Source organism: Bradyrhizobium sp. MI1.7, from assembly GCF_055811795.1.
This window is the reverse complement of sequence record NZ_JBVVPO010000002.1, coordinates 309,485-330,799: the sequence shown is the minus strand read 5'-3', so window position 1 is coordinate 330,799 and position 21,315 is coordinate 309,485. Positions and strand designations below refer to the sequence as shown.

At 64.6% G+C, this 21,315-nt stretch carries 13 protein-coding genes; 3 read left to right on the top strand and 10 right to left on the bottom strand.

Going from position 1 to position 21,315, the window contains the following annotated elements; translation table 11 throughout:
• Positions 1-124: 124 nt before the first annotated feature.
• The 6 genes from AC0L3X_RS04380 to AC0L3X_RS04355 form a co-directional block, all read right to left on the bottom strand.
• Positions 125-1,303, bottom strand: a complete 1,179-nt coding sequence (locus AC0L3X_RS04380; RefSeq protein WP_473316270.1) for a hypothetical protein — start codon at positions 1,301-1,303, stop codon at positions 125-127.
• A 584-nt stretch (positions 1,304-1,887) separates the two neighbouring features.
• The gene (locus tag AC0L3X_RS04375) at positions 1,888-2,700 is read right to left on the bottom strand and encodes a class I SAM-dependent methyltransferase (RefSeq protein WP_354097820.1); all 813 of its coding nucleotides are present in this window, start codon (positions 2,698-2,700) and stop codon (positions 1,888-1,890) included.
• A gap of 212 nt (positions 2,701-2,912) precedes the next feature.
• Positions 2,913-6,017 (bottom strand): efflux RND transporter permease subunit, encoded by a 3,105-nt coding sequence (locus AC0L3X_RS04370; protein ID WP_063983414.1) that lies wholly within the window; start codon positions 6,015-6,017, stop codon positions 2,913-2,915.
• On the bottom strand, positions 6,017-9,166 hold the full coding sequence (locus tag AC0L3X_RS04365) for an efflux RND transporter permease subunit (RefSeq protein WP_063983415.1): 3,150 nt from the start codon (positions 9,164-9,166) through the stop codon (positions 6,017-6,019). Before AC0L3X_RS04365 ends, AC0L3X_RS04370 begins: the two co-directional genes overlap by 1 nt.
• Before the next feature lie 36 nt (positions 9,167-9,202).
• Positions 9,203-10,603 (bottom strand): efflux RND transporter periplasmic adaptor subunit, encoded by a 1,401-nt coding sequence (locus tag AC0L3X_RS04360; protein WP_354131353.1) that lies wholly within the window; start codon positions 10,601-10,603, stop codon positions 9,203-9,205.
• Positions 10,593-12,044, bottom strand: coding sequence for an efflux transporter outer membrane subunit (locus tag AC0L3X_RS04355; protein WP_245328438.1), 1,452 nt, complete (start codon positions 12,042-12,044; stop codon positions 10,593-10,595). Before AC0L3X_RS04355 ends, AC0L3X_RS04360 begins: the two co-directional genes overlap by 11 nt.
• A gap of 648 nt (positions 12,045-12,692) precedes the next feature.
• On the opposite strand from AC0L3X_RS04355, the gene AC0L3X_RS04350 reads away from it, so the two are divergent.
• Positions 12,693-13,922, top strand: a complete 1,230-nt coding sequence (locus AC0L3X_RS04350) for an SAM-dependent methyltransferase (protein WP_063986386.1) — start codon at positions 12,693-12,695, stop codon at positions 13,920-13,922.
• Between the two features lie 96 nt (positions 13,923-14,018).
• Positions 14,019-15,053: a cysteine synthase A gene (locus AC0L3X_RS04345; protein ID WP_063983418.1), complete on the top strand. Its 1,035-nt coding sequence runs from the start codon at positions 14,019-14,021 to the stop codon at positions 15,051-15,053.
• Positions 15,054-15,220: 167 nt separating this feature from the next.
• Here the strand turns inward: AC0L3X_RS04345 and AC0L3X_RS04340 are convergent, their stop codons facing one another.
• The 4 genes from AC0L3X_RS04340 to AC0L3X_RS04325 are packed head-to-tail and all read right to left on the bottom strand — an operon-like array spanning position 15,221 to position 19,728.
• Positions 15,221-15,958: an amino acid ABC transporter ATP-binding protein gene (locus tag AC0L3X_RS04340; RefSeq protein WP_063983419.1), complete on the bottom strand. Its 738-nt coding sequence runs from the start codon at positions 15,956-15,958 to the stop codon at positions 15,221-15,223.
• A gap of 11 nt (positions 15,959-15,969) precedes the next feature.
• On the bottom strand, positions 15,970-17,490 hold the full coding sequence (locus AC0L3X_RS04335; RefSeq protein WP_063983420.1) for an amino acid ABC transporter permease: 1,521 nt from the start codon (positions 17,488-17,490) through the stop codon (positions 15,970-15,972).
• A complete protein-coding gene (locus tag AC0L3X_RS04330) occupies positions 17,487-18,692 on the bottom strand; it encodes an amino acid ABC transporter permease (protein ID WP_063983421.1) in 1,206 nt (401 codons plus the stop codon). Before AC0L3X_RS04330 ends, AC0L3X_RS04335 begins: the two co-directional genes overlap by 4 nt.
• Positions 18,693-18,711: 19 nt before the next feature.
• Complete coding sequence (locus AC0L3X_RS04325) at positions 18,712-19,728, bottom strand: amino acid ABC transporter substrate-binding protein (RefSeq protein WP_063983422.1); 1,017 nt, start codon at positions 19,726-19,728, stop codon at positions 18,712-18,714.
• 394 nt (positions 19,729-20,122) lie between these two features.
• Between AC0L3X_RS04325 and metC the strand changes: the two genes are divergently transcribed.
• Positions 20,123-21,307 carry a cystathionine beta-lyase gene (metC, locus tag AC0L3X_RS04320; protein ID WP_038957187.1) on the top strand — a complete coding sequence of 395 codons (1,185 nt, stop codon included), beginning with the start codon at positions 20,123-20,125 and terminating at the stop codon, positions 21,305-21,307.
• Positions 21,308-21,315 lie beyond the last annotated feature (8 nt).

The following is a 21,315-nucleotide window of genomic DNA, read 5'->3' as shown; positions in this document are numbered from 1 at the left end:
AACAACCCGGCCTTGCGTGGACTCGGCAGTGGCTGCCGCCGGATCTTCGTCGTCCTCGGCAGACAAAAAGACCGCCCGAAGGCGGTCGTTTCGCGTGCATGTCGAGAGCAATCCGACTACTTCACTAGGGAGCAATGGACACAACAACTGCTCCGGCGGCGTTCTTCCACTGGTCGTTGTCTTCACTGTCCTTACCGGCGTACCAGATCGGAATTCCGAGGCTGGTGTCATAGAACTGATCGCCGATCATGAGATTGCCCGTCGGCGGAGTACCGCCCCGGCCAGTCGCAAACGTATTGGTTGCACCCAATCGAACGCGCCCCGTGTTCGACGTGATGAAGCCCGCGTCTGGCCCGTCGACGTCGAGGTAGAGTCGGTGACCGATGACATTGCGGTTGGGATCGAGCTCGGCAGCGAACGCAAATTTGCCGAACGACACCGAGCGGTCGGCATCAACCGGAAACTGCAGGACCTGGCTGATCTGGTTGTAGATCACCGTGTACGACATCTTGGAAGGCGCGGCACACTGTACGATCGCCCCAGCAGCATGCGCCTTATCCAACGCCTTATCAATTGTGAGATCATACCACACATGCTGCGGAGGATTTAAACCGTCAGAGGCGACGGTGTAGGCCGTCGTGGTGCGGTCTTCCCGATTGGGGCCCGGATCGATCAATATCGGCGTGCCCACCGGGATGAAGTCCACGGACGAAATTTTGTCCGCGCCGATCGAAACATCAGACAGGATGGACGTAATGATGTTCTGCGGGCCGAACTGAATTTGCGGGAACGAGAACGTGGGGACGATGAATCCAATATCGACCTCACCCATCCGGTTGAGCGCGCCTACGACGCGGCCGTAGAAGAAATAATTTCCAAATGCGGCGAAATCGTCGTTGGTCGCATACGGGCTGGGCGGATTGTCGCTGTTGCGGCTCACGGCCCAGGCTCGCTTGACCATGGCGTTCAGGCCGGGGCTGTCGTTTTGATATTGAAGTGTCGGCTCGAGAAAGCATAGGCCACCCGTAAACTGAGACACACGCGTGTCGCTCCAGCCGAACACCTCGCCATTGGGACCGAAGATCACAACGCCGTTGCCGCGAACCGCCATCTTCACGCGATAGGTCGTCGTGCCGTCGTTCTTCATCGGCACTGTCCAGCTCCCCGCGGTGACCCCGGCGAGCGGCGCACCAGCCCCGACCGCATCTCCGAAGCTGAGAGAAAACCCCGTGGGTCCGAAGTTAAAATGGAGCATTCTGGTGAGCGTGAGTGTCGTGGTGTCGGGCGAGATCGTCAATGTCATTGGGAGCCTCGTCATATCGGAGCCCCCGGACCACACGATGTCGCATCCAAGTTCGTTAACTGGAGTAGGCTGGATCGAATAGAGGTAGCCAGGCCTTTGACCGTTCTGAGCCTTGCTGACGAGATAGTGGTGATCGATCGTCGGCGGGACCTCTCCGGACTCTTTCCAATTTGCCCTACGATCGGCGCTTGCCCCTGGATCGAACCATCGGGGTACCGGGAAAATTCGTCATAAAGCGAGAGATCGACATCGAAGCCGGTTGCAGGTACGGGCATTTTGATTGCTCTTCGTTGGTAACGACCGCGTCGCACTCGCAAAAAGGCGAGTGCAAGTGCCGATCAACGGGATGGGGATTGGGAGGCGATGGTCATGAAGTGTGGTGGTCAGGCCCTAATACACGCCCCAGTTGACCGCCGAATGACGTTATCGCTCGGACTTGGTGACGTCTTGGAGGTTACGATCTTTCTACAAGGCTGCTGCGTTGCGTGACGTTCCGCGCTCGAAGGCCTTTCGTCCCGTGCGCTCTTTCGTCTTCGCAACGAGGTGTACGGCAGCTTGAGCCCGGCGTAACTTGGCTGTCGGGCTCACGGCACGGGGCGTTTGCGCATGAACGCCGTCAACACCGTCTTGAACGGAGCCGGCGTGCAGTGCTGAACCGCAAGCAACAGCGAATAGAGCAGCTTCGATCCGAAATAATAGGCCGGCTCCGCGTCCCACGGGATCACATACAGATCGTATCGGGAGGCGGGAAAATGCCGTTTGAACGCGCCGGCAGTGTTCAGCCGATAGACGGCCGGGAAGACATCCTCGCCCTTGCGGTCGTCCTGGGCCGACTGGATGATGCGGGCATGCAACTGGTCGGGGATCATCCGGTTGGCGAGTGCGATGTATCCATAGCGGTTGGGCGTTCGCGCGCAGATCCAGCCGCCCGGCTTGAGCACGCGGTCGAGTTCACCGGCGGCTCTGGCAGGATCCTGGAGATGCTCGAACACAAAATCCGATACGATCACGTCGATGGAGTGATCGGCGATCGGTAGCTCTCCATCGGGTGTGATCACGAACGCCCGATCCAGCGCCTTGTTGGTCGTGACAGCCGGGTCGACATCCACCCCGACGAGCTCGCGCACCCGTCCCTTCAACGACCGCAGACTGCGCCGGTAGGCGACCGAATCCTCGCTCTGGCCGGCGCCTCGTCCGGCGCCAAAGTCCAGCACGATGGAATCCTGGCCAACCAAGGCCCCGACCCGCTGCCAGAACTGAACCGTGCCATCAACCCGAGAGAATCCACCCGCCGCAATCTCCGGGAAAAAGTGCGATCCGACCGTATTAGCCATTTGGCCAATCACTCCAAGACACCACGAGCCAGCCGATTTCCGCTCGCCCGCAAGGATTCCCAAGCACGTCACACGTTCTCGGGGCGGGATTCCGTTCGAATGCAATAGCTTCGGGCGGCGCGACGAGCGAAGGCCGCGCCCGTTCCGTTCTGTAACGAGCTTTGTTGACAGAAATGAGAAGTAACAGCCTTTATGAGAACAGATGTTAAGTTGACAACATCAAATGTTAGGGGATCGAGCCGACTGACGGTGTCGGAACGTGCGCGATACTTGGCCTATTCCGCGGGCGCGGCGAGCGGACGGGGCTCGGAACGGCGGCGCAGGCGGTCGATCAGCAGGTAGATCACGGGCGTCGTGTAGAGCGTCAGGATCTGCGAGACGAACAGGCCGCCGATGATGGTGATGCCGAGCGGACGGCGCAGCTCCGTGCCCGGACCGGTCGCGATGACCAGCGGAATGCCGGCGAACAGCGCCGCCATGGTCGTCATCAGGATGGGGCGGAAGCGCGCCTGGCAGGCCTCGAAGATCGCCTCCGCCGAGGACAGGCCGCGCTGGCGCTCGGCATCGAGCGCGAAGTCCACCATCATGATGCCGTTCTTCTTGACGATGCCGATCAACAGGATGATGCCGACGAAGGCGATCACCGTCAGCGGCGTGTTGGTGAGCTGCAAGGCGAGCAGTGCGCCGAGCCCGGCGGACGGCAGCGTCGAGATGATCGTCAGCGGATGGGCGAGGCTCTCATAGAGCACGCCGAGCACGATATACATCGCCACCAGCGCACCGAGGATCAGCAGCGGTTGCCGGCCGCTGGTCCTGGCGAAATCGCCGGCATTGCCGTCAAAACTGCCGCGAATGCCTTCCGGCATGTGCAGCTCCTCGATCGCGCGCTGCACGTTCTGGGTCGCGGTCTGGAGCGGCACGTCCGGCATCAGGTTGAACGATACCGTGGTCGAGGGAAACCCCTGCGAATGGTAGACCGCCAGCGCAGCGAGCCCGCGCGTCGCATGCACCACGGCCGACAGCGGCACCTGCGCGTCATTGGCACCGGCGACATAGATGCGATCGAGGTTGGATGGGTCGACCTGGAATTTCGGGTCGATCTCCAGCACGGTCATATACTGGTTGCGCTGAGTGTAGATGATCCCGATCTGCCGCTGCGAAAATGCGTTGTTGAGCGCGTTGTCGATGTCCTGGACCTTGACGCCGAGCGCCGAGGCCTTCTGGCGGTCGATCGAGAGCGTGAGCTGAAGCCCGCCGGGATCGCGGTCGCTGGAAATATCCGTGATGCCCTCGACGCTCTCCATGCGCTTGGCCACGATCGGCGCCCATTTCTGGAGCAGGCTAAGGTCGGTGCTGGTCAGCGTGTACTGGTAGTCGGAATCGCTCTGCCGTCCGCCGGCGCGGACGTCCTGGGCGGCGAACATGAACAGGCGGATGCCGGGCACCGGGTACAGGGCGCGCCTGAGACGGTCGATCACGACCTGCGTCGAGACGTGGTCACGCTCCTCCGGCGGCTTCAGGCTGATGAACATGGTGCCGCGGTTCGAGGTCGCTCCCCCCGGCCCGCCTCCGCTGCCGACCGTCGAGCCGATGCCGGCCACGGCCGGATCCTGCATCACGATGTCGGCGAGCCGCTGCTGCAGGCCGAGCATGGACTGGAACGAGATGTCGGCCGAGGCGCGCGTCGCGCCGATGACGAAGCCGGAATCGTCGGTCGGGAAATAGCCCTTGGGGACCTTGATGTAGAGCGTCACCGTGAGGCCGATGGTGGCGAAGAACACCAGCAGCGTCAGCAGCGGATATTGCAGCACGGTGCGCAAGCTGCGGGCGTAAAACGTGACGACGCGTGACAGCGAGCCTTCGATCAGCCGATCGAACAGCGTCGCGGTCCCGGACGTGGTCTGCCGGATGTAATGGGCGCAGATCATCGGCGTGACCGTCAGCGACACCAGCGTCGAGACCAGGATCGCGAAGGTCAGCGTCAGCGAGAACTCGCGCAGCAGGCGGCCGACGATGCCGTCCATGAAGATCAACGGCGTGAAAGCCGCGATCAGCGATAGGCTGATCGAGACCACGGTGAACCCGATCTGCCGGGCGCCTACGAGCGCCGCCTGGAGCGGCCGCATGCCATGTTCGAGATTGCGGTACATGTTCTCGATCATGACGATGGCGTCGTCGACCACGAAGCCGACCGAGATCGCCAGCGCCATCAGCGACAGATTGTCGATCGAGAAGCCCGCGACCCACATCCCGGCACAGGTCCCGGCCAACGCCAGCGGCACGGAGATGCCGGCCGCGATCGTCGGCGTCAGCCGCCGAAGGAACACGAACACCACGACCATTACGAGGACAGCGGTTGCCAGCAGCGTCCACTGCATGTCGAGCACGCTGGCGCGGATCGTACTGGTGCGATCGACCAGCGTGGAAATATCGACACCCGCCGGGATCCATTGCTTCAGCGCCGGGATCAGCGCCTTCACCCGGTCGACGGTGTCGATGACGTTGGCGTCGCCCTGCTTGGTGATCTGGATCAGCACGGCCGGCTGCTTGTTGAACCAGGCGATCGAGCGAGCGTTGCGGACGGAGTCCTCGATGTCGGCGACGTCGGACAGCCGGACGAAATTGCCGTTCGAGCTCTTGATGATGATGTCGCGGAACTCTTTCGCCGTCCGCATCTGCTTGTTCAGCGACAGCGTCTCGCTCTGGCGCTCGCCGTTGAAGATGCCGACGGGACCAAGCGGGTTGGCGTTGATGATCGCGGTCCTGACGTCGTCGGTGGCGATGCCGGCGTTGGACAATGCGACGGGGTTGAGCTGCACGCGCACCGCCGGCTGGTCGGCGCCGCTCACCGTCACGTCACCGACACCAGGCACCTGCGAGATGCGCTGCGCGAGCACGGTATCGGCGACGTCGTAGATCGCGCTGGCCGACAGCGTCTTCGAGGTCAGCGCCAGCACGAAAACGGGCGCGCCGGCCGTGTTCGCCTTGCGGAAGCGCGGCAGCGTCGGCAGGTCGCTCGGCAGGTCGATCAGCGCCGCGTTGATCGCCGCCTGCACGTCGCGTGCGGCCTTGTCGATGTTGCGACCGATGTCGAACTGCAGCTGGATGCTGGTCGTGCCGAGCGACGACGTCGAGGTGATCTGGTTGATGCCCGCGATCTCGCCGAGCCGACGCTCCAATGGCGAGGCCACCGTCGCCGCCATGACGGACGGGTCGGCGCCCGGCCGGCTGGCCGACACGAAGATGGCGGGGAAGTCGACGTTCGGGACCGAGGCGACGGGAAGGAACTCGTAGGCGACGACACCCAGCAGGAACAACCCGATCGACAGCAGCGTGGTCGCGACCGGCCGGCGGATGAAGGGCTCCGAGATCGATGCCATCACTGCATCCCCTCGGTTGCGCCCGCGACCGGCGGGCCGCCGGATTCAGCCGGCGGCAGCGCCTGCTCGAGGCGACGGTTGATGCGGTCGAGCGCCAGGTAGATCACGGGCGTGGTGTAGAGCGTCAGAAGCTGGCTCAGCAGCAGGCCGCCAATGATGGATATGCCGAGCGGAAAGCGCAGCTCGGCGCCGGTGCCGCTCTCGATCGCGAGCGGCAGCGCGCCGAACAGCGCCGCCAGCGTCGTCATCATGATCGGACGGAAGCGCAAGAGGCAGGCCTGCACGATCGCCTCGTTCGGCGACATCCCCTGCCTGCGCTCGGCCTCGAGCGCGAAGTCGATCATCATGATCGCGTTCTTCTTGACGATGCCCATCAGCAGGATGATGCCGATCAGGCCGATCACCGAGAGGTCCTGACCGCACAGCATCAGTGCCAGGATCGCGCCGACGCCGGCCGAGGGCAGCGTCGACAGGATGGTGATCGGGTGGATGTAGCTCTCATAGAGCACGCCCAGCACGATGTAGATCGTGATGACGGCGGCGAGCAGCAGCCAGGGCTGGCCGGCGAGCGCCTTGGCGAATTCGGCGGCATCGCCGGCATAGACGCCGACGATGCTGTTGGGCATCTCGATCCGGGTCTCGATCGTCTTCACCGCCTCGACGGCATCGCCGAGCGCGGCGCCCGGGGCGAGGTTGAAGCTGAGCGAGATCGACGGGAATTGCGCCTGGTGCGAGATCGCGAGCGGCGCCGTGGTGCGCTTCAGGGTCGCCACGGCCGAGAGCGGCACCTGGGCGTTGGGCGCGCCCACGATGCTGCTCGCCGCGCCCGGCAGATACAGCTTCGACAGGATCGAGGGATCGCGCTGGTACATCGGCAGCGCTTCCAGCACCACGCGGTACTGGTTGGCCTGGCCGTAGATGGTCGAGATCTGCCGCTGCGCGAACGCGTCGTTGAGCGTGTCGGTGATTCCTTGCAGGCTCACGCCGAGCTGTCCGGCCCGGGTCCGGTCCACATCGAGCTGCGCCCGCAGGCCGCCCTCCTGCGCCTCCGAGGAGACGTCGCGGAACAGCGGATCGCGCCGCATCTCGGCAACGAGCTTGCGCGCCCATTCCGACACCAGCGTCGCGTCGGTCCCGGTCAGCGTGTACTGGTACTGCGAACGGCTCGACTGGGTCGAGATCTGCACGTCCTGCACCGGCTGGAAATAGACGGTCATGCCGGGGATGGCCGACACCCGTTCCTTCAGCCGGGTCACGACCGCGCTGACGTCGTCGCGCCGCTCGCCGCGCGGCTTCAAGGTCATGACCAGGCGCCCGACATTGGTGGTCGGGTTGACCGAGCCCGCCCCGATCACCGAGACCACGCCGACCACATCAGGGTCCGCCTTGATGGCATCGGCCGCCTCGGCCTGCCGATTCTGCATCTCGGTGAACGACACGTCGGGTCCCGCCTCCGTCACCGCCGTGATCGATGCGGTGTCCTGAAGCGGCAGAAAGCCCTTTGGCGCGACGACGTAGAGGACGAGGGTCGCGCCCAGCGTGGCGAACGTCACGAGCAGCGTGGCGCGCTGGCGTTCCAGGACCCAGAGGAGCGTCCGGTGATAGAACTCGACGGTGCGATCGATGAAGCGGCTGATCGCGGCCAATCCCGGCACAGCCAGTTCCTCATGGGCGTGCTTGAGCAGCCGCGAGCACATCATCGGCGTCAGCGTCAGCGAGACCACGGCCGAGGTCACGACCGCGATCGTCAGCGTCAGCGCGAATTCGCGGAACATGCGCCCGACGAGGCCGGACATGAACAGCAGCGGGATGAACACCGCAATCAACGACACCGTCAGCGAGATCACGGTGAAGCCGATTTCGCTGGCCCCCTTCAGCGAGGCCTCCATCGCGCTGTCGCCGTTCTCCATGTGGCGGACGATGTTCTCGATCATGACGATGGCGTCGTCGACGACGAAGCCGGTGCCGATGGTGAGCGCCATCAGCGACAGATTGTCGAGGCTGAAGCCGGCGAAATACATGATGCCGAAGCTGGTGATCAGCGACAGCGGCAGCGCGACGCCCGCGATCAGCGTGGCCCGCAGCGAGCGCAGGAACAGCAGCACCACCAGCGTCACCAAGACGACGCTGAGGATCAGGGTGAACTGCACGTCGCGGACCGAGGCGCGGATCGTGACGGTGCGGTCGGAGACGATGGTGAGGTTCACGCCGGCCGGAATGGCGCGCTGGACTTTTGGGATTTCCGCCCGGATCTGGCTGACGACATCAATGACGTTGGCGCCGGGCTGGCGCTGGATGTCGATGATGACCGCCGGCGTGCCCTGGTACCAGCCGCCGGTGCGGTCGTTCTCCAGGCCATCCACGATCTGCGCGACGTCGCCGATCGTGACCGGGGAGCCGTTGCGGTAGGCGATGATAACAGGCTTGTAGGCGTCGGCAGCGGCGATCTGGTCGTTGGCGGCGATGAGGTAGGATTGCTGCGCGCCGTCGAGCGAGCCTTTTGGCCCGGAGACGTTGGCATTGGAGATCGCGGTGCGCAGATCCTCCATGGCGATGCCATAGGCGGCAAGGCGCGCCAGATCCGCCTGGATGCGCACGGCCGGCTTCAGCCCACCTAGCACCGAGACCCGGCCGACGCCGGAGATCTGGCTCAGCCGCTGCGCCAGAAGCGTGTCGGCGATGTCGCTCATCGCCCGCAGCGAGATCGTGTCGGAGCGAAGCGCCAGGGTCATCACCGGTGCGTCCGCCGGGTTCACCTTGGCGTAGGTCGGCGGATAGGGCAGCGTCTTGGGCAGCACGCCGGCCGCCGCGTTGATCGCGGCCTGCACGTCCTGGGTCGCGCCGTCGATGTCGCGGTTGAGATCGAACTGGAGCGAGATCTGGCTGACGCCGAACGAGCTCGTCGAGTTCATCGCCGTCAGCGACGGGATCTGGCCGAGCTGCCGTTCCAGCGGCGCGGTGATCAGCGAGGCGATCACGTCGGGGCTCGCGCCCGGAAGCTGCGTCGACACCTGCACGGTCGGGAAATCGACCTGCGGCAGCGCCGAGACCGGCAGCGAGAAATAGCCGAGCGCGCCCCCGATCAGCAGGGCGATGCCGAGCAGCGAGGTCGCGATCGGGCGGCGGATGAAGGGTTCGGAGACGCCCATGGGATATGCCTGCCGCTCAGGCGGCTGTTGTCGGGATCATGGCTGCTTGGCTCCAGGTCCCGATGCCCCCGGCCCCGATGCCGGTCCGGTCTGCCCCTTCTGGTCGCCTTCACTGCTGCTCCGCTTGGCGCGGTGCTCGCCGTCCTTGCCCTGTCCGTCCTTTTGCCCGTCCTTGGCCTGCCCATCCTTTTTCTGGCCGTCCGGGCCGCGCGTGCGCTTGCGCGGGGCGAGATCGGCCGACGGTGTCTGGTCATCGCGGCCGACGACCACCTTGGACCCGTCGGACAGATTGGCAAAGCCCGTCGTGACGACCTTGTCGGTCGGCGACAAGCCGCTGGCAATGACGGCGTCATGCTCGTTCTGCTGGGTCACGGTCACCGGCTTGGCGGAGACGACATTGTCCTCGCCGATGACGTAGCTGAAGGTGCCGATCGGTCCGCGCTGCACCGCCGATGTCGGCACCACCAGCGCCTGCATCAAGGTCTCGACCTTGAGGCGGACATTGACGAACTGGCCCGGCCAGAGCTGATAATTGGCGTTGGGGAATTCCGCCTTGAGCTTGAGCGTGCCGGTGGTCTGGTCGACCTGGTTGTCGATGCCGGTCAGCTTGCCGGTGTCGATCACGGTGATGCCGTCATTGCCGAACACGTCGACCGCGAGCGTGCCCTTCGACGCCGCTGCGTTGACGCGCATGATCTGCTGCTGCGGCAGGCTGAACCACACCGCGATCGGCTGCAATTGCGTGATCACCAGGAGGCCGGTGGCGTCGGCGGCGTGGATGATGTTGCCCTGGTCGACCTGCCGCAGGCCGGCGCGGCCCGAAAGCGGCGCCACGATCTTGGTGTAGCTCAACGTCGCCGTCGCATTGTCGATCGCGGCCTGATCGGCTTTGACCAGCGCCTCGGTCTGCGCGACCGCGGCGCGCTGGGTGTCGGCCTGCTGCTTGGAGCCCGCGTTGGAGGCAGCCAACTGCTCGTAGCGCGTGAGATCGATGCGCTGGTTGGCGAGCTGGGCCTCGTCCTGCGCCTTCTTGGCGACGGCCTGGTCGTACGTCGCCTGGTAGAGCGCGGGATCAATCTCGCCGAGCACGTCACCCTTCTTGACGTCCTGGCCCTCGGTGAATTTCACGGCGATCAGCTTGCCGTCGACCTGCGAGCGCACGGTCACGGTGTTGAGCGCGCGGATCGCTCCCACGCCGTCGAGATAGACCGGGACGTCCTGGATGCGGGGCGTCGCCGCCAGCACCGGCACCGGCAGATCGGGCCGTTGGTTGCGGCCATTCGCTTGCTGCGGCTGCTGGTGCCAGACGGTCCAGCCGAAATAGCCGAGCCCGCCAAGGATGGCGAGCGTGATCAGGGTCATGACGAAGCCGCGGCCGCGCGATTTCTTCGCCGTCCCTTCTTTCGCGCCTTCCTTCGTATCCGGCTTAAAGAGCATTGACCGGTTTCTCCATTCGCGGCTCCCAGCCGCCGCCGAGCGCCTGATACAGGCTGACGATGGCGAGAAGCCGTGCGAGTTGGGCCTGCCACAACGCATCTTCGGCCTGAAATAGTGTCTGCTGGACGTTCAGCACAGTCACGATGTCGGCCGTGCCGGCGCGCAATTGCTGCTCGGCGAGATCGAAGGCGCGCTTCGACGAGGTAACGACATCGCGCTGCAATTGTAGCTTGATCGTGGTCTGCTTGATCGAATACAGCGCGTTGTCGACGTCCGCAAACGACTGGATGATGGTCTTGCGGTAGGTCTGGAGCAACTCGTCCTGCCGCGCCTTGGCGAATTCGAAATTGCCGAGGATCTTGCCGCCGTCGAAGATCGGCTGCGTGGCGCTGCCGACGAGCTGGAAGAAGGCCGCATGCGGCTGGAACAGCGAGACCAGCGCCGAGCTCTGATAGCCGCCATTGCCGGTGAGCTGGATCGTCGGAAAGAACTGCGCGCGGGCATTGCCGATGTTCGCGGTCGCCGAGGCGAGCTGTGCCTCCTGGCGGCGGATGTCGGGCCGCTGCGTCAAAAGCTCCGACGGCAGGCCGGGCGTGACGCGCGGGATCGCGATCTTGTTCAGCGTGCCGCCGAGCACGCGCACGCTCTCCGGCGGCCGCGACACCAGCACGGCGAGCGCGTTGACGTTCTGGTCGAGCGTCTGGCGCAGCGGCGGCACCAGCGCCTTCTGGTTGGCGACCACGCTCTCCTGCTGGGCGACGTCGAGATCGGTCCCGGTGCCGGCCTTGCGGCGCTCGCGAATGGCATCAAGGATCCGCTGCGCGCTGGCGATGTTGCTCTGGGCGGTGCGCAGCCGGTCCTGCGAGGCCAGCACCTGGAAATAGGCGTTGGCAACGCCTGCCAGCGTCGTGAGCGCGACGACGTCACGATCGAACCGGTTGGCATTCGCCGTCTCTTCCGCCGATTGCAGCGCATCGCGGTTCTGGCCCCAGAAGTCGAGCTGGTAGCTCGCGCTCAGCGACGCCGAATAGTTGACGACCTCGCGGCCGCCGATGGACAGGCCCGAGGCGCTCGAACCCGAGGTGCGTGAATAGGTTTCCGATCCGCCGCCCGACAGGCTCGGCAGCAGCGCAGCGCCCGCCTGCCGCGCCTGGGCGTCGGCCTGGACGATGCGCGAGACGGCGGCGGCGATGTCGAGATTGACGGTCTGCGCCTCCTCCACCAGTTGCGTCAGCTCCGCGGAGCGAAAGCCGCGCCACCAATCCAGCGACGGCGGCGCATCCGGCTTGCCCGCGTATTTGTACTGCGCGGGAACATCGAGTGCGGGATCAGGCAAATCCTGCGTCAGCACGCAGGCGCCTGAACTGGCGGCAAGGCACGCCACGGCAGCCCATCGCGCCGCGCGCGACGTCCGGAACGTAAGGCCGGGAGATCGCCTCATGGCGACCGCAGGACCATCCTGTGTCACATCCACCCCCCGCCGGGCAGATAGATCCGCCACCGCAGAGCCGGATTAACCGATTCGTGGCGGGACGGCCGGGGGCGTTTATGTAACTCGTTCACAGCCGTGATGCTTTCTGCGGAACCTGAAGTTCATACTAGCGGGGCGCGGAACAGGGGGACAGTCCCGCACCTGCGAAATGCGGCCTCGAATGCGTCGATGTCGAACTCACGCAAATACAAAATATACCTGTGTCACAGGGCTTTTTTGTATTCCAACCTCGCTCCGAGGCGCATTCAAGCTTACCAAGATTTCATGTGATATTGCCGCCACGCCGACGCCAGAGCTACCGGTCCCGCCAGGCGCTCCACCGAAACCTGCGCCGCGGCGCACCGCAGCTTCCCCGGCCTTGGCTGAGCGCACGGCGCGCTATGATCGGGTGCTGGCCCGCAATTGCGCTGTGCACACGGCGGTGGACTGCCGGAGGTACCCCGCCAGCCCCTTGGCGACCGGCGCAGCGCGCACCTATATCATGCGCATGATTCGACGCTGACCGTTTGCGGGGCGCCCTCGGGTCCAGCGATATGAGGCGTATGGGGGCGCCTGGCTCGCGGTCGGACAGTATCCGTTCAGGTGATGGATCTGCCGATGTCGCATACCATCTCGGTGACGTCAGACACCATAGACACAGTGCTCGCCGATCTGCCGCGCATCGTTCGGCTCGCACTCAGTTTTGGCGCGCGGCTGCGGCGAGGAACGCTCGACGTCACCCTGCCCGACGGACGCGTGATCCGTCTCGGCGGCCAGGAGCCGGGCCCGAATGCGGCGATGCGACTGCACAATTACGGCTTCGCGTCGCGCCTCATCAACGGCGGCGACATCGGCATCGCGGAGGCCTATCTCGCCGGCGACTGGGATACGCCGGACCTGACGCAATTCCTCTACCTGTTCTGCGTCAATCACGATCTGATCCAGGCCATGCTGAACGACAAGCCGCTGATGCGGTTCGTCCAACTGCTGCAGCACTGGTTCAACCGCAACACCCGCCGTCAGGCGCGGCGCAACATCCATGCCCATTACGACATCGGCAACGCGTTCTATTCGGCCTGGCTCGATCCCGGCATGACCTATTCCTCGGCGCTGTTCGAGGAGAGCACCTCCGATCTCACGGCAGCCCAGACCAACAAATACCGCCGGCTCGCCGAGGCGCTCGACCTGAAGCCGGACCAGACGCTGCTCGAGATCGGCTGCGGCTGGGGCGGCTTCGCCGAGTTCGCCGCAAAGACCTTCGGCACGCGCGTGGTGGGCCTCACGATCTCGACCGAGCAGCGCGATTTTGCGCAGAAGCGCATTCACGAGGCGGGCCTTGCCGACAAGGTCGAGATCCGTCTTCAGGACTATCGCGACGAATGCGACCGCTACGACCGCATCGCCTCGATCGAGATGATCGAGGCCGTCGGCGAGCAGTTCTGGCCGAAATATTTCGCCCAGTTGCGGGACCGGCTGCTGCCCGGCGGCCTCGCCGGCATCCAGGCGATCACCATCCAGGACAGGCTGTTCCAGAGCTACCGGCGCGAGGTGGACTTCATCCAGCGCTACGTCTTTCCCGGCGGCATGCTGCCCTCGCCCGCCGTGCTCAAGTCGCTCGGCGACAGGTTCGGCCTGCCCGTCATTCGCGAGCGCATCTTCGGGCAGGATTATGCCAAGACGCTGGCCACCTGGCGGAATAACTTCCAGACGGCCTGGCCGGGCCTCGTGCCGCTCGGCTTCGACGACCGGTTCCGGCGGCTGTGGGAGTATTACCTGTCCTATTGCGAGGCCGGATTCCTGTCCGGAAATATCGACGTCCGGCAAGTCATCTTCGCAAAGCAGCAATAAGAGTTTGCGGGCTCGCCTTGCAAGGGTCGCTTGTAAGGCCCGCCACCCTACTTTAGGGTCGCGCCCACCCTATGATCCAGCCGGTAATTGCCTGACATGACCATCAAAAATGACGTTGTCGAAGCCATCGGCAACACCCCGCTCATCAAGCTCAAGCGCGCCTCCGAACTGACCGGCTGCACCATTCTGGGCAAGGCCGAGTTCATGAATCCGGGCCAGTCGGTGAAGGACCGCGCCGGCAAATGGATGATCCTGGAGGCCGAGAAGCGCGGCGAGCTCAAGCCGGGCGGTCTCGTGGTGGAGGCGACCGCCGGCAACACCGGAATCGGCCTCGCGGTCGTGGCGAGCGCGCGCGGTTACCGCACGCTGATCGTGATCCCGGAGACGCAGAGCCAGGAGAAGAAGGATTTTCTGAAGCTGTGCGGCGCCGAGCTGATCGAGGTGCCGGCCCTGCCCTATGCCAATCCTAACAATTATCAGCATGTCGGCCGCCGGCTCGCCGACGAGCTGCGCAAGACCGAGCCCAATGGCGTGCTGTTCGCAGACCAGTGGAACAACCTCGACAATGCGAAGGCGCACTACGAGTCGACGGGCCCCGAGATCTGGGAGCAGACCGGAGGCAAGGTCGACGGCTTCGTCTGCTCGGTCGGCAGCGGCGGCACGCTCGCCGGCGTCAGTCGCTATCTGAAAGAGAAGAACAAGGACGTCCGGATCGCCTGCGCCGATCCGCATGGCGCCGGCATGTTCGAATATTTCCGGAGCGGCGACGCCAAGGCGACGCCGGGCGGCTCGATCACGGAAGGTATCGGCCTCAACCGTGCGACCGCAATCGTCGAGAGCGCCAAGGTGGATGACGCCTATCTCGTTCCCGACGCGGAAGCCGTCACGGTGATCTACGAGCTGCTCCAGCACGAAGGCCTGTGCCTCGGCGGTTCCACCGGCATCAACATCGCCGGCGCGATACGACTCGCGAAACAGCTCGGGCCCGGCAAGACCGTCGTCACCGTGCTCTGCGATTCCGGCAGCCGCTATCAGTCGAAGCTGTTCAATGCGGATTTCATGCGCGCCAAGAACCTGCCGGTGCCGGAATGGCTGGAGAAGCGCAGCAACATCAAGCCGCCGTTCGTCTAGGCCGGGAGGGTTGCGGCCGCCCGGATTTCGAAGTCCGGCTCAAGTTGAGGCAAGCCGCGGTGCCGTAGCCGTAGGGTGGGCAAAGCGAAGCGTGCCCACCTTGCTTGCCGGAGACTGCGGACGGATGGTGGGCACGGCGCAAAGGCGCCTTTGCTCACCCTACGGGGTCACCGCAAGATCTGGCTCAAGAACAGCTTCGTCCGCGCGTGCTGGGGGGCGGCGAAGAACTCGTTCGGCGTATTGGCCTCGATGATCTGGCCCGCATCCATGAACACGACGCGGTTGGCGACCTCGCGGGCGAAGCCCATTTCGTGGGTGACAACCAGCATGGTCATGCCCTCCTCGGCGAGGTCGACCATGGTGTCGAGCACTTCCTTGACCATTTCGGGGTCGAGCGCCGAGGTCGGCTCGTCGAACAGCATCACCTTGGGGTTCATCGTCAGCGCGCGTGCGATCGCGACGCGCTGCTGCTGGCCGCCGGACATCTGTCCCGGAAACTTGTTGGCCTGGTGCGGGATCTTGACCCGCTCCAGGAATTTCATCGCGTTGACCTCGGCGTCCCTCTTCGGGATGTTGCGCACCCAGATCGGCGCCAGCGTGCAGTTCTCCAGGACGGTCAGATGCGGGAACAGATTAAAGCTCTGGAACACCATGCCGACCTCGCGGCGGACCGCATCAACGTGCTTCAGGTTCGGCCCGAGCTCGATGCCGTCGACGACGATCTCGCCCTCCTGGAATTCCTCGAGCGCGTTGATGCAGCGGATCAACGTCGACTTGCCCGAGCCTGAGGGGCCGCAGATCACGATGCGCTCGCCCTTCTTGACCTCGAGGTCGATGTCGCGCAGCACGTGGAACTCGCCGTACCATTTGTTGAGGCCGGAAATCTTGACGATGGGGTCGGACATGATGACCTCGATCAGTTGCGACGGTGAGCGTTGAGGCGGTGCTCGACGAAGAGCGAGTAGCGCGACATTCCAAAGCAGAAGATGAAGTAGATGATCCCGGCGAAGGCAAAGCCGGTGAACGCGGTCGACGGCGTCGACCATTTCGGATCCGAGAACGACGCCCTGAGCGAGCCCAGCAGGTCGAACAGCGCCACGATCGAGACCAGCGACGTGTCCTTGAACAGCGAGATGAAGCTGTTGACGAGGTTCGGAATGACGTGGCGCAGCGCCTGCGGCAGCACGATCAGCGAGGTCGTCTTCCACCAGGACAGGCCCAGAGCGGCCGCCGCCTCGCCCTGCCCGCGCGGGATCGCGGCCAGCCCGCCGCGGACGTTCTCGGCCTGATAGGCGCCCGTGAACAGCGAAATGCCGATCAGCGCGCGCACCAGACCGTCGACCGTGAAATTGCCCGGCAGGAACAAAGGCAGCATGTAGGTCGCGAAGAACAGCACGGTGATCAGCGGCACGCCGCGCCAGAACTCGATGAAGGCGATCGAGAAGATCCGGATCAGCGGAATGGTCGAGCGGCGGCCGAGCGCCAGCGCGATGCCGATCGGCAGCGAGGTGACGATGCCGGTCACCGAGACCACCAGCGTCACCAGGAGCCCGCCCCACAGATTCGTGGTCACGACCGGCAGGCCGCCGTGATCGAGCCCCATCAGCTTGATCACGACCGCGATCGCGATGAAGGTGCCGATGCTGGATGTCAGCGCCCGGCCGCCGGTGCGAACGCCGCCACCGGCGACGAAGGCGATCAGGGAGACGACCGCCGCCGTGATGGCGAAATCGGCCCAGACCGACTGGCCCGTTCCCTGGAGCTGGTCACGCAGCCAGGTCAGCGGAAAGATCAGCCAGTAGATCGCGCTGCCGACCAGCACGATGAGATTGCCGGCCAGCCAGAAGAGCGGTGCGATGGCTGAGGTCTTGGCGAGACTGAGCAGAGCCTGCCCGGCGCCGATGATGCTGTCGTCGAACAATTGCAGCAGGCCGGCCGTCCAGCTCAGGCCGAACCCGGTGATGCCGCCGCCGTGCAGCAGAAAGAACGCCACCACGGGAAAGGCGAAGAAGAAGAGACTTGCGTTCAGTCCTTTCGCCGGCAGGCGCGGAATGAGCAGCGGCAGCAGCAGAGCCGCCGCCAGGATCAGCGAGAGGTTGACCCGCCAGCGCTCGGCCTCGGGATAGAAGCCGTAGATCAATTGCGGCAGCTTGGCCTGGATGAAGGGCCAGCAGGCGCCGACCGTAAAGCCGGCATTCTCGGTCAGGCACGCCGTGCGATCCTTGCCGGTCCAGACCGCATCGACCATCAGGAACTTGACGGCAGGAATGACGGTGAACCAGAGCAGCAAGGCGCCCACGATCGTGAGCAAAATGTTGGTCGGCGAATTGAACAGGCGCGTGCGCATCAGGCCGATGAAGCCCGTGGTCTTGACCGGCGCGGGACGCTCGGTGAGCAGGTCCCGGCGGACATAGGCCGACGAGATGATGTCGCTCATGCGCCCAGACTCCGGCTGACGCGCCAACCGTAGACGCTCATGACGGCGCTCGTGAGCAGCGAGATCAGGAGGTAGACGCCCATCGTCATGGCAATGATCTCGATCGCCTGCCCGGTCTGGCTCAGCGACGTGCCGGCGAACACCGAGACGAGGTCGGGATAGCCGATCGCGACCGCCAGCGAAGAGTTCTTGGTGAGGTTGAGATACTGGTTGGTCAGCGGCGGCACGATCACGCGCATCGCCTGCGGCACGACGATCAGGCGCAACGTGGTGCCGCGGCTCAGCCCCAGCGAGGATCCCGCTTCCATCTGACCGGAGTGGACGGACAGGATGCCGGCGCGCACGATCTCGGCGATGAAGGCCGCGGTATAGGTCGACAGCGCCAGCGTCAGCGCCACGAATTCCGGGATGACTCTTGAGCCGCCGGCAAAATTGAACCCCTTGAGCTGCGGCAGCTCGAAGGTGAAGGGCAGGCCGAACACCAGCACGGCCGCGAGCGGCAGCCCGAACAGCAGGCCCAGCACATAGGGCCAGATCCGGATCATCTGACCGCGCTGAAATAGCGCCCGCCGCGCATAGAAGCGCAAAACCAGCGAAGCGACGATGCCGAGGACCAGCATCGCCAGGAACGGCTCGAAGCCGCCCTCGCCGATCGGGCGCGGAATGACGAGCCCACGGTTGCTGATGAAGGCGATGCCAAGCAGCGAAATGCTCTGCCGGGGATTTGGCAGGGCCGCGAGCACCGCCAGGTACCAGAACAGGATCTGGAACAGCACCGGCAGATTGCGGCCGATCTCGACATAGATCTCGCCGACGCGCGACAACAGCCAGTTGGGCGACAGCCGGCACAGCGCGACGATGAAGCCGATCACGGTGGCGAAGAAGATGCCCACCACCGAGACCACGAGCGTGTTCAAAAGCCCGACCACGAACACGCGCAGGAACGTGTCCGAGCCGGTGTAGGAGATCAGCGTCTGGTTGACGTCGAAGCCGGCATTGTTCCGCAAGAAGCCGAAGCCGGCGGCAATGTGCTGGTTTTCGAGGTTGGCCCGGGCGTTGGAGACGATCTCATAGCCAATCCAGCCCAGGATCGCCGCGAAGGCAAACTGGACGGCGACGCCGTTCCAGCCTGCCTTGCCGCCCAGAACGCGCCTGATCTTCAGCGCGATCTGGGCCGGCGGTTTTCGAGCCTCGGTGCTCATCGCCGCGGATCAGGTGGGATCAGCGGATCGGCGGCGCGTACTGAAGACCGCCCTTATTCCAGAGATTGTTGAGGCCACGGCTGATGCCGAGCGGCGAACCGGCGCCGACGTTGCGGTCGAACACCTCGCCGTAATTGCCGGTGGCCTTCACGATCCGCACCACCCAGTCCTTGGTCAGGCCGAGCTGTTCGCCGAAATTGCCGTCGCTGCCGAGCACGCGCTTCAGCTCCGGATTTTCCAGTTTCGCCTTCTCATCGACGTTCTTCGAGGTCACGCCGAGCTCTTCCGTGGTGACCAGGGCGAACAGCGTCCATTTCACGATGTCGAACCACTGGTCGTCGCCGTGACGCACCATCGGCCCGAGCGGCTCCTTCGAGATGATTTCGGGGAGCACCATATGGTCGTTGGGATTGGCAAGCTTGAGGCGGTTGGCGTACAGGCCCGACTGGTCGGTGGTGAAGACGTCGCAGCGCCCGGCTTCATAGGCCTTGACGGTCTCGTCGTTGGTGCCGAACGCGATCACCTCGTACTTCATGTTGTTGGCCTTGAAGTAGTCGGCGAGGTTCTGCTCGGTGGTGGTGCCGGTCTGGACGCAGACCGAGGCGCTGTTGAGCTCGAGCGCCGAATTCACCTTGAGCGACTTCTTCACCATGAAGCCCTGCCCGTCATAATAGGTCACGCCGGTGAAGTTGGCGCCGAGCGAGGTGTCGCGCGAGATGGTCCAGGTGGTGTTGCGCGAGAGCACGTCGATTTCGCCGGATTGCAGCGCCGTGAAACGATCCTTGGCGGACAACGGCACGTACTTGACCTTGGTCGCATCGTTGAAGATCGCGCCTGCGATCGCGCGGCAGAGGTCGACGTCGAGCCCGGTCCAGTTGCCCTTGTCGTCGGGCGAGGAGAAGCCGGGCAGGCCTTGGCTGACGCCGCAGGACAGCATGCCCCGGTCCTTGATGGTCTTGAGCGTTTGCGCATCGGCGGCCTGGGCGGAGAGGCCGGCGGCGACAGCGAGAGTGAGAGCCAGAGTTACGCGTTTCATGGGCTGAAGGCCTTTCAAAGTCGTCTCAAGGTCAGGAATGGCGTCTTTGGGATCGTCTCCGCCAGGGCTAGCCGCATCAAGACTAGCCTTGCAAGAGTCATGCTGGAAAACCTTGCCGAACACTCGCCCATCCCGGGAGGCCATACCTTAATCCCCCGCCGCAGGCGCCCGCCGTTATGGCTGTGACGCAAGGTCCGGTCAGACGATGGATCGAAGGTCGCGGCAGCCCCTCAACATGCGGCGACTGAATAGCACCCGCGCATCTCAGAACGACTGGCGAGCCGGGTCAAGGGGTTGACGGGACTCTTCTGTGTTCTGTTATTAACGGCAGCGGCCTTCGGCCGGCCCGCGGGCGCGGCGCGCCCGGTAGAAACGCGGTTTTGAAAGCAGACGCATGGATTCCTCGCACCCCTCCCAACAGCACGCCGAAACCCGGCTGGTGACCTCCGGCCGCGACACCAAGGCGCAGAAGGGGTTCGTCAATCCGCCGGTGTTTCACGGTTCAACCGTGCTCTATCCGACCGCCGAGGACCTGCACGCCCATCGCGGCGAGTTCCAGTACGGCCGCCACGGCACCCCCACCACCAGGGCGTTCCAGGAGACGCTGATGGCACTGGAGGGGCCGCAATGCGCCGGCGTCGGCATCGTGCCGTCAGGCCTGTCGGCGATCTCCACCACCCTGCTCTCGGTGCTGAAGACCGGCGACCATCTGCTCGTCTGCGACAACGTCTATCGGCCCTCGCGCAATTTCTGCAACGGCATGCTCGCGCGCCTTGGGATCGAGACCACCTATTTCGATCCGCTGATCGGCGCGGGCATCGACAAGCTGTTCAAACCCAACACCCGCGCGGTGCTGGTGGAAGCGCCGGGCTCGCAGTCGTTCGAGATGCCGGACATCCGCGCCATCGCCGAGGTCGCGCATGCGCGCGATGCGCTCGTCATCGACGACAACACCTGGGCGACGCCGCTCTATCATCGCTCGCTCGACCAGGGCGTCGACATCAGCATGCAGGCCGCCACCAAATATATCGGCGGCCATTCCGACATCATGTTCGGCACCATCTCGGCCAACGCCAAGGCCTGGCCGCAGATCGCCGAAGGCATCCGCCTGCTCGGCGTCTGCGCCGGCCCTGACGACGTCTTCCTCGCGCTGCGCGGCCTGCGCACGCTGTCGGTACGATTGGCGCAGCATCATCGCTCGGGGCTCGACATGGCGCGCTGGCTCGCGGCCCGACCCGAGGTCGCGCGCGTGCTGCATCCGGCGCTCGAAACCGATCCCGGCCATGCGATCTGGAAGCGCGATTTCACCGGCGCGTCCGGCCTGTTCAGCATCGTGTTGAAGCCCGCGCCGCAGAAGGCCGTCGACACCATGCTCGACACGCTCAAGCTGTTCGGCATGGGCTTCTCCTGGGGCGGCTTCGAGAGCCTCGTGATTCCCTTCGATTGCGACGCCTATCGCACCGCCACCAAGTGGTCGCCGGGCGGCCCGACCCTGCGACTGCACATCGGCCTCGAAAGCGTCGACGATCTCAAGTCCGATCTCGATCGCGGCTTCGCTGCCCTCAAGGCGGCAATGTGAGCCTGCTC